Below are 16,367 nucleotides of genomic sequence, written 5' to 3' on the forward strand. Positions count from 1 at the left end.
ACCGAGGTCGGGCCGGTGGTCACTCCGCAGGCGGCGGCACGCAGGCGAGCGCGGACTTCGAGATCGCCTCGTGGTACTGCTCCGCCGTGAAGGGGAGCCCGAACTCCGGCGCCGTCTGGCCGGACGCCGCGGGGGCCTTCGACGCGATCGCCGCGAGCTCCCACGACAGCTGCTGCGCGATCGCCACGCCTGCCGTCGAGTCGTTCAGCACCACGGCGACGGTGAACCCGGTCGCCGGATCGGAGTATGCGGCCGTGGCGTAGCCCGGGACCGAGCCGTGCTGACCGACCATCGAGCCCACGAGGAACGCCCCACCGGCGGTCTGGAACCAGGACGGGTCGTGTGCGCCGGCCGGGAGCGGGCTGCCGAAGCGAGCCGGTTTGTCCTTCGTGCGCAGCACCTGCTTCGCCTCGGCCTGGACGTAGCGACCGAGATCGGTGATGTTGGAGACCACGCCGGAGTCGGTGTAACCGGAGCTGGCCGAGAGCGTGGTGATGTCGACCGGGGCGGCGCAGTTGAAGCCGCCTTCGACAGCCGACATGTAGTGCCCGTTCAACGGGGTGTCTCCCGGCGCAGCCGGCGTCGAGCCGGGGAGCGAGGTGGCGGCGAGTTCGAGCGGCTCCGTGACGTACTCCGCGATCAGTTCGGATGCCGACATGCCCGTGGCCCGCTCGAGAGCGAGGCCGAGGAGGAGGTATCCCGCGTCGGAATCGCGGAAGGTCGTCGCCGGTGCCACCCGCTCGCGGCCCAGCCCGTAGCCGGCGAGCTCCAGCGGAGCCCAGATGCGCTCCGGGGTGTTCAGTAGCGCGCCCTTGATCGTCGGCTCGGACGATCCGGCACCGCTCGTGCCGTTGCACAGGTCGAGGAGGGTGACGTCCTTCATGTCGGCGACGCCCGAGACGTACTTGGGCACCTTGGCGTCGAGCTTGACGGTCCCCTCGTCGGCGAGGGCGTAGAGCACGTCGCACGTCATGAGGCGGGTCACGTCGGCGACGCGGAAGGTCATATCGGTGGACAGCTCGCCGCCGTCGCGGTCCTGCGTGCCCGATGCGGTGACCCAGCTGCCGCTCCACGGGACCCAGACGCCCACGATCGCCCCGGAGGCGCCGGATGCGGTGAGCGCGTTGTCGACGGCCGCCTGCATGGCCTCGACCGTCGCGTCGGGCAGAGCGCCGTCCACCTGAGCCGGTGGCGTGTAGGTGAAGGAGCCTTCGGAGGAGCATCCGGTGAGGACGAGAGCGAGCACGGCCGCACTGGCCGCTGCGGCGCGCCAACGGCGCGACGAGAGAAGCTGCATGTAGAACCCCCGAGGATGTGTCTCCCGAGTCTAGAACGCGGATCCTGAAAGTCGGCCCCGCGCCGGGCGATCCCTGCGCGCGCGTAAGGTGAGAATCGTGTCCCACCTCTTCGATGCCGACGTGATCGCCGCCGTTCTCCGCCACATGAACGGCGACCACACCGACGACAATCTGCTCATCGCCCGCGCCTTCGCCGAGACCGACGCCGAGATCAGCGACTCCGTCATGACCGGCTTCGACGGCGATGGCGGGGTGTGGGCGATCACCGCCGGCGGCGCCGCCTCCGAGCTGCGCGTGCCGTGGCCCGGAGGACCCATCGCCGACCGCCCGTCGGTGCGTCGCGAGGTCGTGGCGCTCTATGACGAGGCCTGCGCCCGTCTCGGGGTCGAGCCGCGTCCGCACGCCTGATCGTCGCGGCGACGTGGCGCCGGACGACTTCCGGTGACTCCGGGCTTTCCTCTGAGGTAAGGCTCCCCTTACACTAAGGTCATGCCCGAGATCCTCTCCTTCTCCGCCGCCCTGCGCGAGCGCTCGTCCGGATCGCACTCCCGCAGCGAGACCGCCGGCTTCATGTCCGACCTCCTGAAGGGTGAGGGCTCCCGCGAGGACTACATCTCGCTCGTCGCTCAGCACTACTTCATCTACGAGGCACTCGAGAGCGCCGGCGACCGCATGCGCCAGGACCCGATCGCCTCGGTCTTCCTCAGCGACAAGCTCACCCGCCTTCCCGCGCTCGAGGCCGACCTGGAGTTCCTCCTCGGCGCCGACTGGCGCGAGCAGATCGTGCCGCTGCCGACCACGCAGCGCTATGTCGACCGCATCCGTCAGGTCGGGGCGACCTGGGCCGGCGGCTTCGTGGCGCATCACTACACGCGCTACCTCGGCGACCTCTCCGGTGGGATCTTCATCGGCCGCGTGATGGCCCGTCGTTTCGGCTTCGAGACCAACGGCATCGGCTTCTACCTGTTCGACGACATCGCCGACCCGTCGGCCTTCAAGGACGTGTACCGCGAGCAGCTCGACGCGGCGCCGTGGGACGACGCCGAGCGCGAGCGCGTGATCGACGAGGTGCTCCTCGCCTACCGCTTCAACACCGAGCTCTTCGAAGACCTCGACCGGGCGCGCGCCGCGGCCTGAGGCGTCAGCTCTTCGGCAGCTCCGGTGTCGACGCCGCCAGCCAGGCGTCGCGCATGAACCGGCGCACGTCCTCGTCCACCCGGATGTCGCGGGGTCGCAGCGGGCGCGACAGGTAGAGCCCCTCGAGCGAGGTCAGCCGGCTCAGCGCGACATACGTCTGCCCCGGCGCGAAGGCGCCGGAGCCGAGGTCGATGATCGCGCGTTCGTAGGTCTTGCCCTGCGACTTGTGGATCGTGACCGCCCAGGCGAGCCGCAGCGGGAACTGGGTGAACTCGGCCACCACGTCGCGCGACAGCTTCTTGGTGTTCTGGTCGTACGCGTAGCGGAACCGTTCCCACACGGCGGGTTCGACGTCGACCTCCTCGCCGTCGATGTCGACGCGCACCGCGCTGCCGATGATGCGGACCACCGTTCCGATGGTGCCGTTCACCCAGCGGGGCGGCTCTCCGGACATCGCCGTGTCGTTGCGCAGGAACATCACCTGCGCGCCGACCTTGAGCTTGAGCTCGGACTCGGCCGGCAGCGACGCCTCGCCGCGCCCGAAGTCGCCGCTGACCTCGGCGCGCGCGGTCTGCTCCTTGCCGGGCAGTGCAGCAAGATGCCTGCTGTTGATGCTGTTCACGATGTCGTTGCGCGTGGCGAGGGTGATCATCGGCACCTCGCCCGGCTCCGGATCCGGCGGCGTGCGCGCGCCCTGCGTGTTCAGCACCCCGGCGATCTCGGCGGTCACCCGCCCGTAGCGCACGGCGTTCAGCATCGCCTTGAACCCGTCGTCGGACTGGCGGTGGATCTGCACCAGCTCCCGCACGTGCAGCTCGGCACGGGTGTCGACCTCGAACAGGCCTCCCTGATCGGAGATCCCGGACCCGCCGGCCCACACCTTGGCGTCGAAGAACCAGAACGAGCGGTAGTGGTCCTGTACGTAGCGGGCCTCGTCACCCCGCGGGGGAACCGGCGCCAACTGGTACGGGTCGCCGAACATGACGACCTGCACGCCACCGAACGGTTCACCCCTGCGCCCTCTGGCCTGGCGCAGGGAGCGGTCGATCGCATCCATCAGGTCGGCGTTGACCATCGAGATCTCGTCGATCACGAGTGTCTCGATGGCGTTGAGGATGCGTCGCGTCGCATCGTTCTGGTCGATGTCGGCGTCGCCGATCAGGCCGATGGGCAGCCGGAAGAGCGAATGGATGGTCTGGCCCTCGACGTTGAGCGCCGCGACACCGGTGGGTGCACAGATCGCGATCTGCTTCTTCGTGTGCCAGGCGAAGTGCTGCAACAGCGTCGACTTGCCGGTGCCGGCACGCCCGGTGATGAAGACGTGCTCGCCGGTGTCCTCGATGAGCCGGAACAGCTCTTGCTGCTCCTCGGACAGGGCGGGAAGGGACACGGCACTCACAGGGGAAGCAGACGGAAACGGGGCGCCACCCATGCTACGTCCCGGCATCCGCCTGCGGCTGCCGACGCTCGGCGTCCCCCCAGGACGCCCTCCTAGACTGACGCCATGGGACGGGCCGGCACGCGCGCGCCCCGGCGATCGCGCCTGGGCGTCGATCTGGCGATGCTGGCCGTCGTCGGGCTCATGCTGGTCGCCGCACTCGGTGCCGGCGGCGCGACTCTGTACCAGCAGTTCTACGGCCCTTCCGCCTTCGTGACCCGCTATCTCGACCTGCTCTCCGCGGGCCGCGCCGCCGATGCTCTCCGCATTCCCGGCGTCGCGATCGACCGCGAGACCCTCGAGAAGGCGGGCATCGACCCGGCAGCCTCGGAGGCGATGCTCCGGCGCTCGGCACTCGCACCGCTGACCGATGTGAAGGTCGAGTCGGAGAAGCCCGCAGACGGCGGTACCGCGGTCACCGTGAGCTACCAGGCGAGCGGCCACTCCGGCACGAGCACGTTCCTCATCGAGCAGGACGGCTGGGCGGGCGTGACCCCGAACTGGCGCTTCACCACCAGCCCCCTCGCCGTGATCGACCTCACCGTTCGCGGCGCCGACCAGTTCGCGGTGAACGGCTTCGAGGTCGACCGTCGACAGGTGTCGGCCCTCGGGCCCGAGGCGGGCGCACTCGATCCCCTGCCGCTGCTGGTCTTCACACCCGGGCTGTACTCGATCACGGTCGACACTCCCATCGCGACCGCATCCGGGCACGGCGTGCTGTCAGACACGCCCCTGGCCGTCACGCCGCTCGACGTGCAGACCGAGCCGACCGAGGAGTTCGTCAAGGTCGTGCAGCAGCAGGTCGAGCAGTTCCTCACGGAGTGCACGACGCAGGAGGTGCTGCAGCCGACCGCCTGCCCGTTCGGCCTGCGGGTCACGAACCGGATCACCGCCCCGCCGAAGTGGTCCATCGCGAGCCAGCCTCAGGTCACGGTCATCCCCGACGAGGGCCAGTGGCAGATCCCGACCACCGAGGCCGTGGCGCACGTCGACGTCGAGATCCAGTCGCTGTTCGACGGGTCGATCGCACCGCTCTCCGAAGACGTGCCGTTCCAGCTCAACGGCACGATCGTGATCCTGCCGAACGGCTCGGCGTCGATCAGGGTCGGCGCCCCGGGTGACGTCCCGGTCGACTGAGGTCCCGGACGACTGCGCACCCCGCGACGGGTCTCAGCGGCCTTCTTCGCGGCGCTGATCGCGTTCGGCGAGCGCCGCGAGCTTGGCGTTGTACTCCTCGAGCTCCGCGTCTCCCGTGCGATCCGCGTGCCGGTCTGCCCGACGCTGCAGCTTCGTGTCGCTGCGGCTCCACTGGATGGCGACCGTGATCGCGAGGATGAGCGTCGGGATCTCCCCGATCGACCACGCGATGCCGCCGCCGACGTACTGGTCCTGCATCGGGTCGACACCCCAGTCGCGACCCATCGCCCCGAACCAGTCGGCGACCATCAGCCCCTCCTGCATCATGATCGCGATGCCGAAGAAGGCGTGCATCGCCATGACGGCGATCAGCGTGATCAGGCGTCCGGGATACGGCAGACGGTAGGGGACCGGGTCCGCGCCGATGAGGCTCATGACGAACAGGTAGCCCGAGATCAGGAAGTGGATGACCATCCACTCATGACCGAGGTGCTCGAACATCGACCAGCGCACGAGGTCGGTGAAGTAGAAGGCCCACAGCGACAGGATGAAGATGGCCGCCGCGACGAACGGATGCGTGACCACGCGGGCGAACGGCGAGTGCACGGCCCACATGATCCACTCGCGGCCACCGCGGGTGCCGTCGTCGCGCTTGTGGATGGCGCGCAGCGCGAGGGTGATCGGGGCCCCGGAGACGAGCAACAGCGGGATCGCCATCGACAGCATCATGTGGCCCATCATGTGGATGCTGAACAGGTACTCCTGGTACGCGTTGATCGGACCGCCGGTGACCCAGACGAGCAGCAGCATCCCCAGCACCCAGAAGACCGTGCGATGGATCGGCCAGCGGTCGCCGCGCCGGTGCAGGCGCCACACACCCGCCAGGTAGAAGAACAGTCCGAGGCCCGCCGCGATGAGCCAGAGCACGTCGATGTCCCACGCCGTGAACCAACGCTCGAGGGTGAGCTCGGGCGGCAGTGTCGCCCCGGTCAGGATCTGGGCGGGCGTCTGCAGGAAGGCGGCGGTCTCTCCCGTGGGAGGGGGCGTACGGGCCAGCGCGGCCGCGGCGCCGGAGGCGAGGCCCATCAGCGCGACCTCGCACAGCACGAGCAGCCAGAACCAGCCGGCGGCGCGGGCTCCGGCGAGCTTCGGGATGAGGCGGGCGCGGTACCAGGCGCCGAGCAGGCCCATTCCGCCCAGCAGCGCGACTTTGGCGAGCACGATCCAGCCGTAGGGCGTGGTCCACAGCGCGGTCCAGTCACCGACCGCGACGATCGATCGCGTGACCCCCGAGACGGCGACCACGGCGAAGGCGGCGATCGCGAGCGACGAGTAGCGTCCGACGAGCTGCGCGGTGTCGACGTCGGCTCGTCCGCGCAGCAGGATCAGCAACAGGAGTCCGCCGAGCCAGACGGCCGCGCCGATCGTGTGCAGCAGGATCGAGTTGACGGCCATGTTGTGCCCGGCGAGATCGCCCGCATGGCCCTGCGTCGCGAGCGGGAGGAAGGATGCCGCGGCCAGCAGCGCCGTGATGAGCGTGGGCGTCCACGAGCGCCAGGCGAACGCGAGCACCGTGATGATCGCGCCGAAGAGCGTGGTGATGAGCCAGGACTGGCCGAGCGGCAGCTCCAGCAGGAAGCGGCCCAGCTGCGTACCGAACTCGCGCTCGATGCTGAGCTTCGGGTTGAAGGCGGCCATGAAGGCGAGGAACCCGGCGAGGCCCGCCGAGATCGTGAACACGGCGGCGCCGACCGAGGCGATGTTCAGCGCGGCGTCGAACGAGCGATCCCCCGCGCGCAACCCGAACAGGGCCAGCACCAGGGAGCCGAGCATCACCGCGCCGGACATGTTCATCACGAGCTTGGCGATCGGCGTGCCCCAGAGCACGAACGGGCCGGGGTCCTGCAGGAGCGGAGGCTTCGCACCTCCGCCGACGAGGAGCGCGAGCGTCAGGGCGACCAGTGCAGCGACGAGGAGGATGACGATCCCGGCGATGCGATACGCCGAGATCCGACTCGTCGACTCGCTGCGGGAACTCACCCCTCCAGCCTAGGCGCGCCCGGAGGGGGGAAAGCACGAAGGCCGCCCCCGTCGGAACGGGAGCGGCCTTCGATGAGGTGCGGTCAGATTACTTGACGGCAGCCTTGAGCTTGGAGCCAGCGGTCACCTTGACGCGCTTGCCGGCCGGGATCTTGATCTCGGCGCCGGTCTGCGGGTTGCGGCCCGTGCGAGCAGCGGTGTCGACCTGCTCGAAGGAGATCCAGCCCGGGATGGAGACCTTGCTGCCCTTGGCAACAGCGTCGGAGACCGTGGCGAACAGGGAGTCGAGGACACCGGAGACGGTGGCCTGGCTCTGGCCCGTGGCGCTTGCGATGCTCGCGACGAGCTCGGTCTTGGTGATGGACTTGTCAGCCATGTCATCCTCCAGCGACGAGATCCCGTCGCATCGTTGTGGGTATCGGAGCGGATGCTCCTGGTCTAGTGACCGCCTCGAATGTATCAACCACCACCCACATTTCCGCGTCATTTCGCGGGTTTTGGGCAATTACTGGGCGTGTCGCACCACTTTGGCCACTCCAGTCACAGATTCCGGGGTCGTCAGCGAGCCCGGTGCGCGTCGATCACGGCCCTGGCCGTGCGCTCGAACGCCGGGCTGACACGGCCTTCGCCGTCGAGATATCCGCCGACGAGCGCGGCATCGCGCAGCAGCACGAGCGACGCGGCGACCTCCTCCGGCCGCTCGAGACCGGCGGCCTCGGCGACCTGCTGCAGGGTCGAGCGGAACCACTCCCGATGCTCGTCGATGAGCTGCCGCACGGCGCCGCCGGCATCCGGATACTCCGCGGCCGCGTTGATGAAGGGGCAGCCCCGCGTGTGGTGCTCGCGGATGTCGGCGGCGATGCCCTGGACCACCGCATCCAGCAGCGCGTCGGGATCGGAGACGGCCGCTCCCGCCTCCGTGAACATCGCGCGGAGCATCTCGTCCTCGTGACCGAGGTAGGCGAGCACGAGGTTCTCCTTGCCGCCGAACTGCTTGTAGAGGGTCGCGCGAGTGACACCGGCCTCCTCGATCACGCGGTCGACGCCGACCGCGTGGATGCCCTGTTCATAGAAGAGGCGGGTGGCGGCATCGATCAGCCGGGCGCGGGCGGGGCTGGGGCGCTTCGTCGTGGTGTCCATGATCTTCCTCTCATCGTGTCATCCGAACCCCGGCATCCGAATCCGATTTCCCGGTTTTGGGAATAGGTTGCGGTAGATAGAACGTTCGGTCTACTATCAGCCTAACGCACTTCCGATCAGCGGGAGCCGAACAGAGAGAAGAAGATCATGAACACCACCGACAAGACCCCGATCGTCCTGATCCACGGCCTGTGGATGACCCCCACCAGCTGGAACACCTGGGCCGAGCGCTTCCGCGCCCAGGGCCACGAGGTCATCGTCCCGGGCTGGCCCGGCATCGACGACCGCTCGGTCGAAGACATCCGCCGCGATCCGTCCGCGCTGAAGGGCATCGGCCTGAAGCAGATCGTCGACCACTACGAGCGCATCATCCGTGCACTGCCCGTGAAGCCGATCGTCATGGGCCACTCCTTCGGCGGCGTCATCACGCAGATGTTGGCCGACCGCGGCGTCGGCGCCGCGTACGTGGGCGTCGCCCCCGGACAGACCGCGGGCATCACCACCCTGCCGCTGTCGACACTGTGGACCGGCACCCCGATCCTCGCGAACCCCTTCGGCCGCAACGGCGCCAAGCCGCTGTCGAAGCGCCACTTCCACTTCACGTTCGGCAACGACCTGAGCCGCGCCGAGTCCGACCGCCTCTGGGAGGAATCGGCCGTGAACTCCTACAACCGGGTCTTCTTCGAGGGCGTCGCATCCGCGTTCAATGAGAAGGGCGGCGTCACCCACGTCGACTACGCGCGCACCGACCGGGCCCCGCTGTATGTCATCACGGGCGAGATCGACCACGTCGTGCCGCCGGCCATCGGTCGCGCGATCGTGCAGAAGTACCGCTCGACCGGCAGCCCCGCCGTCGTCGAGTACAAGGAGTACCCCGGGCGCACCCACCGCCTGGTCAGCCAGGCGGGCTGGGAGGAGATCGCCGACGAGGCCCTCGCCTGGGCCGTCGCACACACCACCGCCGCCGTCGCGTGACATGAGCCTGCGCCGGGCAGACTCCAGGAATGAAGGAGATCTCGCGGAATGAAGGAGTCGATGCCGCATCTGCTCCTTCGTTCCACGAGATCTCCTTCACGTTGTGCGGAACACGCTGTCACGCAAGGTGCGCTCCTTGCGCAACGGCCTCCATGATCACCGACTGCACCTCGGGCCAGCGCTCCATCACCTGCTCATAACTGAAACGCAGCACACGGTAGCCACGGATCATGAGCTGCGCGTCATGCGCGATGTCCTTGGTCCGCTGCTCCCCCGCATGGGTCGCGCCGTCGAGCTGGATCACCAGCCGGTCGCCGATGAGGAGATCGACCCGGCGATCCACGACCCACGCCTGCGGCAACATCCGGAGCCCCATCCACCGGAGCCGATGGATGACGATGGTCTCCAGCCCGGAGTCCGCGAAGGGGCGCGCCCTCGCGAGAAGCGTTCGGGCGGGCGGCGGAAGCTCGAGGCCTCGGAGCCGCGCGGTGTCTACGAGCCGCTTGTTCATCGCCGACTCCCAGATCACGAGGGCGGTCTCGAACGGCTGACACTGCGCGATCACAGCGAGGGCGTTCACGAGCTCGTCAACCGCGGCATCCGGAGCACGGGGGACAACAGGCTTCGACCAGTGCACGACGACCCGCGACGGCACCCGAATGCGCGCAGCGTTCGGTCGAGCGGCGACGTGGAGCGGCGACTTCTCCGGAACCCAGAGCCCGTACCGCTCCGCCGCCGTCACGCAGCTCAGCACGACTCCGCACGACACGGCTCCGACGGTCTGCGGATCGGCGTCGGGCAGCGCCACCCACCCCTGGCGCACGGTCGCGATCTCCCCCTGCTCCTTCGACCGCCGCAGCGCGTACTCGCTCACCCCGGCTTCTCGAAGCGTGCGCACTCGCGCGACTCCCCCACGACGTCGCAACTCGCTCACGGCATCCATGGAACGATCGTGCCCGCCCGCCTGGCACGGGCACGGCCACGACCCCGGTAGACGGGCACTGTTCTTCAGCGAGCAGTGGCTGTGCAGGACAGCTCCCTGCGGAGCATCAAGCCCCCACGAACGCGCCCGCTCTCCCGCCGGGCACGTCTGATCTCACGATCTGAAGGAGAAAACACGGAGCGAAGGAGTGGATGCCGTCAGCAGGCCTTCAGGACGGGATATCTCCTTCAGAGCGTGAGGGCACGTGCGCACCCCGCCCCCCGCCTCGCCTCGCCAACGCGCACCGAATGAAGGAGAAGACGCGGAATGAAGGAGTGGATGCCGCCTCGCGTCCTTCAAAGCGCGAGAAGTCCTTCACAACGCGAGGGCACCACACGCGAGGGGCACCACAACGCGAGGGCACCACAACGCAGGACGAAGCGCCGGGCACGCAGAAGGGGCGAGGATCCGAAGATCCTCGCCCCTTCTGTCAGCTGAGACTTACCAGCTCGACTTGGTGACACCCGGCAGCTCGCCACGGTGTGCCATGTCACGGAAGCGGACACGCGAGATGCCGAACTTCGTGAGGACACCGCGGGGGCGGCCGTCGATGACGTCGCGCGAACGCACGCGAGCCGGCGACGCGTTGCGCGGCAGCTTCTGCAGGCCGACGCGTGCGGCCTCGCGGGCCTCGTCGGTGGCGTTCGGGTCGACCAGGGTCTTCTTCAGCTCGGCGCGACGCTCGGCGTAACGCTCGACGATGACCTTGCGCTGCTCGTTGCGAGCGATCTTGCTCTTCTTAGCCATTGATCAACGCTCCTCTCGGAATTCGACGTGCTGACGGATGACCGGGTCGTACTTCTTGAGCACGAGGCGGTCGGGGGTGTTGCGGCGGTTCTTCTTCGTCACGTACGTGTAACCCGTACCTGCCGTCGAACGCAGCTTGATGATCGGACGAACGTCCTGAGCCTTCTTGGCCATTAGAGCTTCACACCCTTCGCCTGGAGGTCCTTGACCACGTTCTCGATGCCGCGGACGTCGATCACCTTGATGCCCTTGGCGGACACGTTGAGCGTGATCTTACGACCGAGCGACGGAACGAAGTACGTCTTCTTCTGCACGTTCGGGTCGAAGCGGCGCTTCGTCCGGCGGTGCGAGTGCGAGACATTGTGTCCGAAGCCGGGAACAGCTCCGGTCACCTGGCACACTGCTGCCATGATGTGACTCCTTCTATACCGTGAGACCGGACGGCCTCACCCAAGATCCCTTGTCTGCACGCAACCACGACCCGCCGATCTCTCGGCCGCAGAAGGGGAAGCACGCGAACTGCGCACAGGAGTGTGCGCAGACAAAGAGTCAGTTTAGCACGGGCGGAGGGTCGACGAGAGCCGCAGCTTCGGCGGCACCCCGTCCCCAGCGGAACGGCGACACCGTGGGATCACCATCGATCCAGAAGCGCCAAGGGAACGCGTGCGTGCCGGCGACCCCTGCGACACCGACGCGCGGGCCGCTCACCACGTCGTCCCGCTGATCGCCCAGCCACAGCTCGGCGCGGGCCCCGTGCCGCTCCTCCCCCGTGACGGCGTCGATCCCGTCGTGCAGCGGATGCCGCAACCCGACGGCCTGACCGAGGCGTCCCGGCCCGCGGGCGAGGTCGCGAAGGGCGATGCGACCGAGAGGCAGTGCGGCACCCCGCCGCCGAGCGGCGGCATCCGCTCCGGCAACGATCTCGCCCGCGCGCAGCAGCACGCCGTCGCCCTGCCCCTCCGGCCCGCACACGACGTTGACGCACGAGTGGATGCCGTGGCTCAGGTAGACGTACAGGTGCCCGGGCTCGCCCCACATCGTGGCGTTGCGAGCGGTCGGCCCCATCCGCGCATGCGATCCGGGATCCGCAATCTCGCCGGTGCCCCGACCGTGGTACGCCTCGACCTCGGTGATGCGGAGCCGCACCTCGAGCAGCTCCGCGTCGTCGGGCCCGACGACGAACGTGCGCAGTTCCGCGCCGAGCAGTCGCGGCGCGACGTCGACGGCGGAGCCGCCCAGATCGGCGCGAACGGCACGGCGCAGGGCATCGCGCGTCGACATGTCAGAACCGCGGTGCCGTCTGGCACCAGGAGGCATCGAAGCCGGTGAGGGCGACCATCTCCTTGCCCGACTCCATGTCGATCAGGTGCGTCTCGACGTTCTCGGGCAGCGGGAGCAGCATCCCGTCGTACGGATTGCTCGCCAGGTCGGGGGCGACGACGACCGCCGCGTACTGGCCGCTCGGCGACGCGCACGCCTGCAGGATCGAATCGGCCGAGCTGACCTCGACCAGCGGGGTCGCCGTGCCGTCGTCGTCGACGCGGATCACTGCCTGCCCGATCGGCAGCCCCGCGTCGTCGCGCGAGACCACGTGCCGCAGCGTGCCACCGGGGTACGGCGTGATCGAGGAGGCCGTGCCGTAGTCGGGATCGGATGCCGCGAGCGGCTCTTCGGATCCGTCGGCGAGGTTGAGCTCGACCACGGTGGCGTCGAGCCGCTCGACGATCGCCGTGTAGGTACCGCGGGAGATGCCCTGGATGGTCGCGGCAAGCCCGAGGGACTGCACCCCCGCATCGGTCGAGCGGTCGACGAGCGAGAGCGCTCCGTCGAAGTCGATGAAGAGCACGGCGGCGCTGTCGGGCACGAACTGCCAGACGAAGACGCTCGCCTCCTTGCCCGCGACCTCGATGACCTGAGGGTCGTCTTTGCCGTTCAGCGACTGTGTGACCAGCACGCTCGCTCGTCCTTCGTCGTCGCTCAGCTCACGGTCGGAGTAGCTGTAGCCGACGAGGCCGCCGCGCTCGGAGACTTGGACTGCACCCACGTAGCCGTCGCCCGGGAGTTTCAGCTCGCGCTGGTTCCCCCCGTCGCGATCCATCACGATCAACCGGGACCCGTCGTCCTCCTCGACCGCGACGACGAGTTGGTTCGAGGTCGCGCGGAAGTCGTTGATCTTGTCGTGCTCGTAGACCGCCACCCCGTCGCCCTTGAGGTCGGTGAGGAAGATCTTGTCCTTGCCGTCGACATCGCGGCGCAGGATGAAGATGTGGGATGCCGGGGTCTCGAAACTCGTCGTCAGGGTCGTCGAGGGACCCCCGCCGGCACCGGTGACATCGGCGACACGCACCGTGTACTTCGTGGAATCGTCGAGCGGGACCGTGAAGCGCACACCGACGCCACGACCCGATGCATCGACCGTGAACGGCACGGCCGGTTCGACGGTGACCTGCTCGGGATCGATGTCCGCGAGCGCCTGATTCGCCGTGAGGATGACCCGACTCCCGGAGGACTCGATCGCCTGCGCGGCGTCGACCTGCACCTCGCTGATCCGTGGCCCCTGCAGGAGGCTCACGATGCCGAACACGGTGCCGACGAGCACCAGAACGCCGAGGACCGCACCGATCGTGAGGAGGAAACGGCGTGACGTCGCAGGGGTGCGGGCAGGCTCGCGGGCGGACGGGTCGCGGGAGTCGGCCGGATCGAACGCCTCATCGCGCGGCTCAGCATCGGCCTCGGCTTCGGCCTCGGTGTCGGCGGCATCGGGAGCGTCAGGGGACGCGACGAAGGGGGCCGCACCCACGACGACGGGCTCCGTGGGGAGAGGAACAGACGGAAGCGCCGTCGCCTCGGCGTCTTCCCGCGCAGCGGCCTCGAAGGCGGCCATCTTGCGGGCGGCGGCTTCCTGCTCCGCGACCTCGCGATCGCCTGCCTCTCGCACCGCGGCCTCGCGGGCAGCGGCATCCCGGGCGGCGGCTTCGCGAGCAGCAGCTTCACGGGCAGCGGCATCGCGAGCAGAAGTCTCGTCCGCATCGGCGCGCGGCTCCTCGACGCGCGGTTCGGGCTCATGGTGCGTCGCGAGCGCGCGCTCGATCCGCTCGGCCTCGGCCGCCTCGGCTGCCTCTCTGGCCGCGCGCATCTCCGCACGAGTCTGCGGAACGGCGGGCACCTCGGGGCGCTCGTCGTCAGTACTCATACGGATCCCCCGGCTCGTCGATCGCGACGACATCGGTCGGCTCGACACGGAGCTTTCCATCGGCATCCGCGCGCACGGTCCCGGTGATCTCGACCCACTGTCCGGTCGCGTAGTCATCCGGATCGACGTCGACCGGGAGTGCGGCGGTCTGCGCGTCGATCACGCAGTGCGTGATGACCAGTCGGGTGAGGTTCACGCCGTCGTCAGCCGAGGAGTCGGGCGTCACGAATCCCGTCAGGGTCACCGGTGCGCCGTCATAGGCGGCGGTGTTCGTGGACGCGGCGAAGACGCTCGCCCAGTCGCCCACCCCGAAGGTCGATGTGTCGGCGACGCCGAGCGCGACCGTGTCCGACCCCGCGAACAGCGCGCTCTGCTCCCCCGCGCGCGACATCGCCAGCTCGACCGACAGCGAGGCCGGCGGCAGCACGAGGGCGGCCGCGACGACGCCCGTGGCGATCACACCGCCCGCGACGGCCCCGACACCCGCGAGCGAACGTCGAGGGGAGGCGGTGGGCGAGCCGTGATCCGCATCATCGGCGGCATCCGCGACTTCCGGAGCAGGCCCGTGATCGTGTCCGTGGTCGCCCTCCTCGCCGAGCGGGAGGGTGCACGACCAGATCGCGCCGGCGAGCGTCACGACCGCGGCGGTGCAGGCGAACCACACCGACTCGGGGCTGATGTAGAGGTTGAGGCGCCCGGTGAGTCCGAGGCCGAGCGTGACGACCGAGATCACCGCGGCGAGCCCCACACCCAGCCAACGGGTGCCGAGCGCGCGGGCACGGATGGCGGTCTGCTCAGACAAGGACGTTCACCCCGATCCCGATGGCGAAGGCCGAGGCGAGGACGATTCCCACGATGCCGACGAGTGTGCGGGTGGTGAAAGTGGTGCGCATGAGCGCGAGCATCTTGACGTCGACGAGCGGGCCCACCAGCAGGAAGGCGACGATCGCACCGGACGAGAACGTCGAGGCGAACGACAGCGCGAAGAAGGCGTCGACGTTCGAGCAGATGGCGACGGTCATCGCGAGGATCATCATCGCGACGATCGACAGCACCGGGTTCGACCCGATGGCGAGCAGCCATTCGCGCGGGATGAGCACCTGCACGGCTCCGGCGAGCGCCGAGCCGATCACCAGCGCGGGCATCACGGCACGCAGCTCGACGAGGAACTGCGTCAGGCTGCGGCGCACCGGCGTGCCCGGTTCGTGCGTCACACGGTCACAGGTGTCGACGAAACGCTGCGTGAGCATGCCGTCCGGGTCGGGGTGGCGGCTGTAGATCCAGCCGATCAGGTTCGCGATCAGGTAGCCGCCGACGAGGCGGGCGACCAGGATGCCGCCGTCCCAGCCGAATGCCGCGTGCGTGGTGAGGATCACGATCGGGTTCACGATCGGCGCCGCGATGAGGAAGGTCATCGCCTCGGCCGGAGCGAGCCCGCGCATCATCAGCCCGCGCGCGAAGGGCACGTTGCCGCACTCGCACACCGGGATCAGCATGCCGAGCAGCGACAGCACGGCACGACGGGCCCATGCGCGCCGGGGCAGCCAGCGGTGGATGACGTCGGGCGGCAGCCACACCTGCACCACGATCGACAGCAGCACGCCGAGGATCACGAACGGCAGCGCCTCGATCAGCACGCTCAGCGCGAGGGTGAGGCCGTCTTGCGCGCGGGTCGGGAGAGCTGCGGGGAAGAGCGTCGGCAGGAAGGCGTCGATGAGGAACAGCGCCGCGATGATGACGACGCCGAGACCGACTCCGATCCAGGCCGAGCGCGCGGACGGCGCCGGGCGATGCGTGTGACCGTGACGGGTCGCCGTACCTGCCGAGGGGCTCACGCGTTCGCAGCCCTTTCGGCGTCGCGCTTGTTCGTGCACGGGGTGCACAGCCCGAAGATGTCGACCACGTGCGCGGCATCCGTGAATCCGTGCAGCGCCGCGGTGCGGTGCGCCCACTGCTCGACGTCCTTGGCCTCGATCTCGACGGTCAGCCCGCAGGATCGGCAGATGAGGTGGTGGTGGTGCCCCTGCGTCGTGCAGGCGCGGTACAGCGCCTCACCCTCGGGGCTCTGCAGCGAATCGGCGTCACCGGAGGCGGCGAGGCCGGCGAGCGCGCGGTACACGGTGGCGAGGCCGATGCCCGTGTTGTCGTCTCGCAGTGAGGCGTGCAGGTTCTGCGCGCTCACGAAACCGCGCGCGTCGGCGAGTGCTTCGCGCACGCGTTCGCGCTGCCAGGTGTTCCGCTGAGCCATGAGACGAGTCTAGGCCGCAGGAGTTGGCGAGG

General features: G+C 69.0%; 18 protein-coding genes. 4 read left to right on the forward strand and 14 right to left on the reverse strand.

Features of this window, described 5'->3' with window-relative positions; genetic code table 11:
- Positions 1-19: 19 nt before the first annotated feature.
- Positions 20-1,297 carry a serine hydrolase domain-containing protein gene (locus HCX50_RS01495; RefSeq protein ID WP_091032140.1) on the reverse strand — a complete coding sequence of 426 codons (1,278 nt, stop codon included), beginning with the start codon at positions 1,295-1,297 and terminating at the stop codon, positions 20-22.
- Positions 1,298-1,394: 97 nt separating this feature from the next.
- On the opposite strand from HCX50_RS01495, the gene HCX50_RS01500 reads away from it, so the two are divergent.
- Entirely contained in the window at positions 1,395-1,706 is a 312-nt protein-coding gene (locus tag HCX50_RS01500) for a DUF2470 domain-containing protein (protein ID WP_091032143.1), read from the forward strand.
- A gap of 81 nt (positions 1,707-1,787) precedes the next feature.
- A complete protein-coding gene (locus tag HCX50_RS01505; protein WP_091032145.1) occupies positions 1,788-2,435 on the forward strand; it encodes a biliverdin-producing heme oxygenase in 648 nt (215 codons plus the stop codon).
- Positions 2,436-2,439: 4 nt separating this feature from the next.
- Here HCX50_RS01505 and HCX50_RS01510 read toward each other — a convergent pair whose 3' ends face one another.
- Complete coding sequence (locus HCX50_RS01510) at positions 2,440-3,825, reverse strand: ATP-dependent DNA helicase (protein ID WP_208617638.1); 1,386 nt, start codon at positions 3,823-3,825, stop codon at positions 2,440-2,442.
- A 114-nt stretch (positions 3,826-3,939) separates the two neighbouring features.
- Between HCX50_RS01510 and HCX50_RS01515 the strand changes: the two genes are divergently transcribed.
- Positions 3,940-5,010: a hypothetical protein gene (locus HCX50_RS01515; RefSeq protein ID WP_091032150.1), complete on the forward strand. Its 1,071-nt coding sequence runs from the start codon at positions 3,940-3,942 to the stop codon at positions 5,008-5,010.
- A 33-nt stretch (positions 5,011-5,043) separates the two neighbouring features.
- Here HCX50_RS01515 and HCX50_RS01520 read toward each other — a convergent pair whose 3' ends face one another.
- The 3 genes from HCX50_RS01520 to HCX50_RS01530 all read right to left on the reverse strand — a co-directional run bounded on the left by HCX50_RS01520 (position 5,044) and on the right by HCX50_RS01530 (position 8,190).
- A complete protein-coding gene (locus HCX50_RS01520) occupies positions 5,044-7,050 on the reverse strand; it encodes a cytochrome c oxidase assembly protein (protein WP_337748916.1) in 2,007 nt (668 codons plus the stop codon).
- Between the two features lie 88 nt (positions 7,051-7,138).
- Positions 7,139-7,426 (reverse strand): HU family DNA-binding protein, encoded by a 288-nt coding sequence (locus HCX50_RS01525; protein ID WP_017203554.1) that lies wholly within the window; start codon positions 7,424-7,426, stop codon positions 7,139-7,141.
- A 182-nt stretch (positions 7,427-7,608) separates the two neighbouring features.
- Positions 7,609-8,190 carry a TetR/AcrR family transcriptional regulator gene (locus HCX50_RS01530; protein ID WP_091032153.1) on the reverse strand — a complete coding sequence of 194 codons (582 nt, stop codon included), beginning with the start codon at positions 8,188-8,190 and terminating at the stop codon, positions 7,609-7,611.
- Between the two features lie 147 nt (positions 8,191-8,337).
- On the opposite strand from HCX50_RS01530, the gene HCX50_RS01535 reads away from it, so the two are divergent.
- A complete protein-coding gene (locus tag HCX50_RS01535) occupies positions 8,338-9,165 on the forward strand; it encodes an alpha/beta hydrolase (RefSeq protein WP_167632755.1) in 828 nt (275 codons plus the stop codon).
- A gap of 118 nt (positions 9,166-9,283) precedes the next feature.
- Here the strand turns inward: HCX50_RS01535 and HCX50_RS01540 are convergent, their stop codons facing one another.
- The 9 genes from HCX50_RS01540 to HCX50_RS01580 all read right to left on the reverse strand — a co-directional run bounded on the left by HCX50_RS01540 (position 9,284) and on the right by HCX50_RS01580 (position 16,335).
- Entirely contained in the window at positions 9,284-10,108 is an 825-nt protein-coding gene (locus HCX50_RS01540) for an endonuclease domain-containing protein (protein WP_167632756.1), read from the reverse strand.
- A 480-nt stretch (positions 10,109-10,588) separates the two neighbouring features.
- On the reverse strand, positions 10,589-10,894 hold the full coding sequence (rpsN, locus tag HCX50_RS01545; protein ID WP_017829734.1) for a 30S ribosomal protein S14: 306 nt from the start codon (positions 10,892-10,894) through the stop codon (positions 10,589-10,591).
- Positions 10,895-10,897: 3 nt separating this feature from the next.
- Positions 10,898-11,068, reverse strand: coding sequence for a 50S ribosomal protein L33 (gene rpmG, locus HCX50_RS01550; protein ID WP_017203558.1), 171 nt, complete (start codon positions 11,066-11,068; stop codon positions 10,898-10,900).
- The gene (gene rpmB, locus HCX50_RS01555) at positions 11,068-11,304 is read right to left on the reverse strand and encodes a 50S ribosomal protein L28 (protein WP_017203559.1); all 237 of its coding nucleotides are present in this window, start codon (positions 11,302-11,304) and stop codon (positions 11,068-11,070) included. The genes rpmG and rpmB overlap by 1 nt, the downstream gene beginning before the upstream one ends.
- A gap of 139 nt (positions 11,305-11,443) precedes the next feature.
- A complete protein-coding gene (locus tag HCX50_RS01560) occupies positions 11,444-12,175 on the reverse strand; it encodes a DNA-3-methyladenine glycosylase (protein ID WP_091032161.1) in 732 nt (243 codons plus the stop codon).
- A gap of 1 nt (position 12,176) precedes the next feature.
- Positions 12,177-14,087, reverse strand: coding sequence for a hypothetical protein (locus HCX50_RS01565; RefSeq protein WP_237682266.1), 1,911 nt, complete (start codon positions 14,085-14,087; stop codon positions 12,177-12,179).
- Positions 14,077-14,889, reverse strand: a complete 813-nt coding sequence (locus HCX50_RS01570; RefSeq protein ID WP_167632757.1) for a TIGR03943 family putative permease subunit — start codon at positions 14,887-14,889, stop codon at positions 14,077-14,079. The genes HCX50_RS01565 and HCX50_RS01570 overlap by 11 nt, the downstream gene beginning before the upstream one ends.
- Positions 14,882-15,922, reverse strand: a complete 1,041-nt coding sequence (locus tag HCX50_RS01575) for a permease (RefSeq protein ID WP_091032167.1) — start codon at positions 15,920-15,922, stop codon at positions 14,882-14,884. The genes HCX50_RS01570 and HCX50_RS01575 overlap by 8 nt, the downstream gene beginning before the upstream one ends.
- Positions 15,919-16,335 (reverse strand): Fur family transcriptional regulator, encoded by a 417-nt coding sequence (locus tag HCX50_RS01580; RefSeq protein WP_029264380.1) that lies wholly within the window; start codon positions 16,333-16,335, stop codon positions 15,919-15,921. Before HCX50_RS01580 ends, HCX50_RS01575 begins: the two co-directional genes overlap by 4 nt.
- Positions 16,336-16,367: the final 32 nt, after the last annotated feature.

Source organism: Microbacterium sp. B19(2022) (assembly GCF_012030385.1).
Classification (GTDB): Bacteria; Actinomycetota; Actinomycetes; order Actinomycetales; family Microbacteriaceae; genus Microbacterium; species Microbacterium oxydans_B.

Coding starts and splice junctions, on each gene's coding strand:
- HCX50_RS01495 (WP_091032140.1), bottom strand. CDS start 1,297: ATGCAGCTTCTCTCGTCGCGCCGTTGGCGCGCCGCAGCGGCCAGTGCG.
- HCX50_RS01505 (WP_091032145.1), top strand. CDS start 1,788: ATGCCCGAGATCCTCTCCTTCTCCGCCGCCCTGCGCGAGCGCTCGTCC.
- HCX50_RS01515 (WP_091032150.1), top strand. CDS start 3,940: ATGGGACGGGCCGGCACGCGCGCGCCCCGGCGATCGCGCCTGGGCGTC.
- HCX50_RS01525 (WP_017203554.1), bottom strand. CDS start 7,426: ATGGCTGACAAGTCCATCACCAAGACCGAGCTCGTCGCGAGCATCGCA.
- HCX50_RS01530 (WP_091032153.1), bottom strand. CDS start 8,190: ATGGACACCACGACGAAGCGCCCCAGCCCCGCCCGCGCCCGGCTGATC.
- HCX50_RS01535 (WP_167632755.1), top strand. CDS start 8,338: ATGAACACCACCGACAAGACCCCGATCGTCCTGATCCACGGCCTGTGG.
- HCX50_RS01540 (WP_167632756.1), bottom strand. CDS start 10,108: ATGGATGCCGTGAGCGAGTTGCGACGTCGTGGGGGAGTCGCGCGAGTG.
- rpsN (WP_017829734.1), bottom strand. CDS start 10,894: ATGGCTAAGAAGAGCAAGATCGCTCGCAACGAGCAGCGCAAGGTCATC.
- rpmG (WP_017203558.1), bottom strand. CDS start 11,068: ATGGCCAAGAAGGCTCAGGACGTTCGTCCGATCATCAAGCTGCGTTCG.
- rpmB (WP_017203559.1), bottom strand. CDS start 11,304: ATGGCAGCAGTGTGCCAGGTGACCGGAGCTGTTCCCGGCTTCGGACAC.
- HCX50_RS01560 (WP_091032161.1), bottom strand. CDS start 12,175: ATGTCGACGCGCGATGCCCTGCGCCGTGCCGTTCGCGCCGATCTGGGC.
- HCX50_RS01565 (WP_237682266.1), bottom strand. CDS start 14,087: ATGAGTACTGACGACGAGCGCCCCGAGGTGCCCGCCGTTCCGCAGACT.
- HCX50_RS01580 (WP_029264380.1), bottom strand. CDS start 16,335: ATGGCTCAGCGGAACACCTGGCAGCGCGAACGCGTGCGCGAAGCACTC.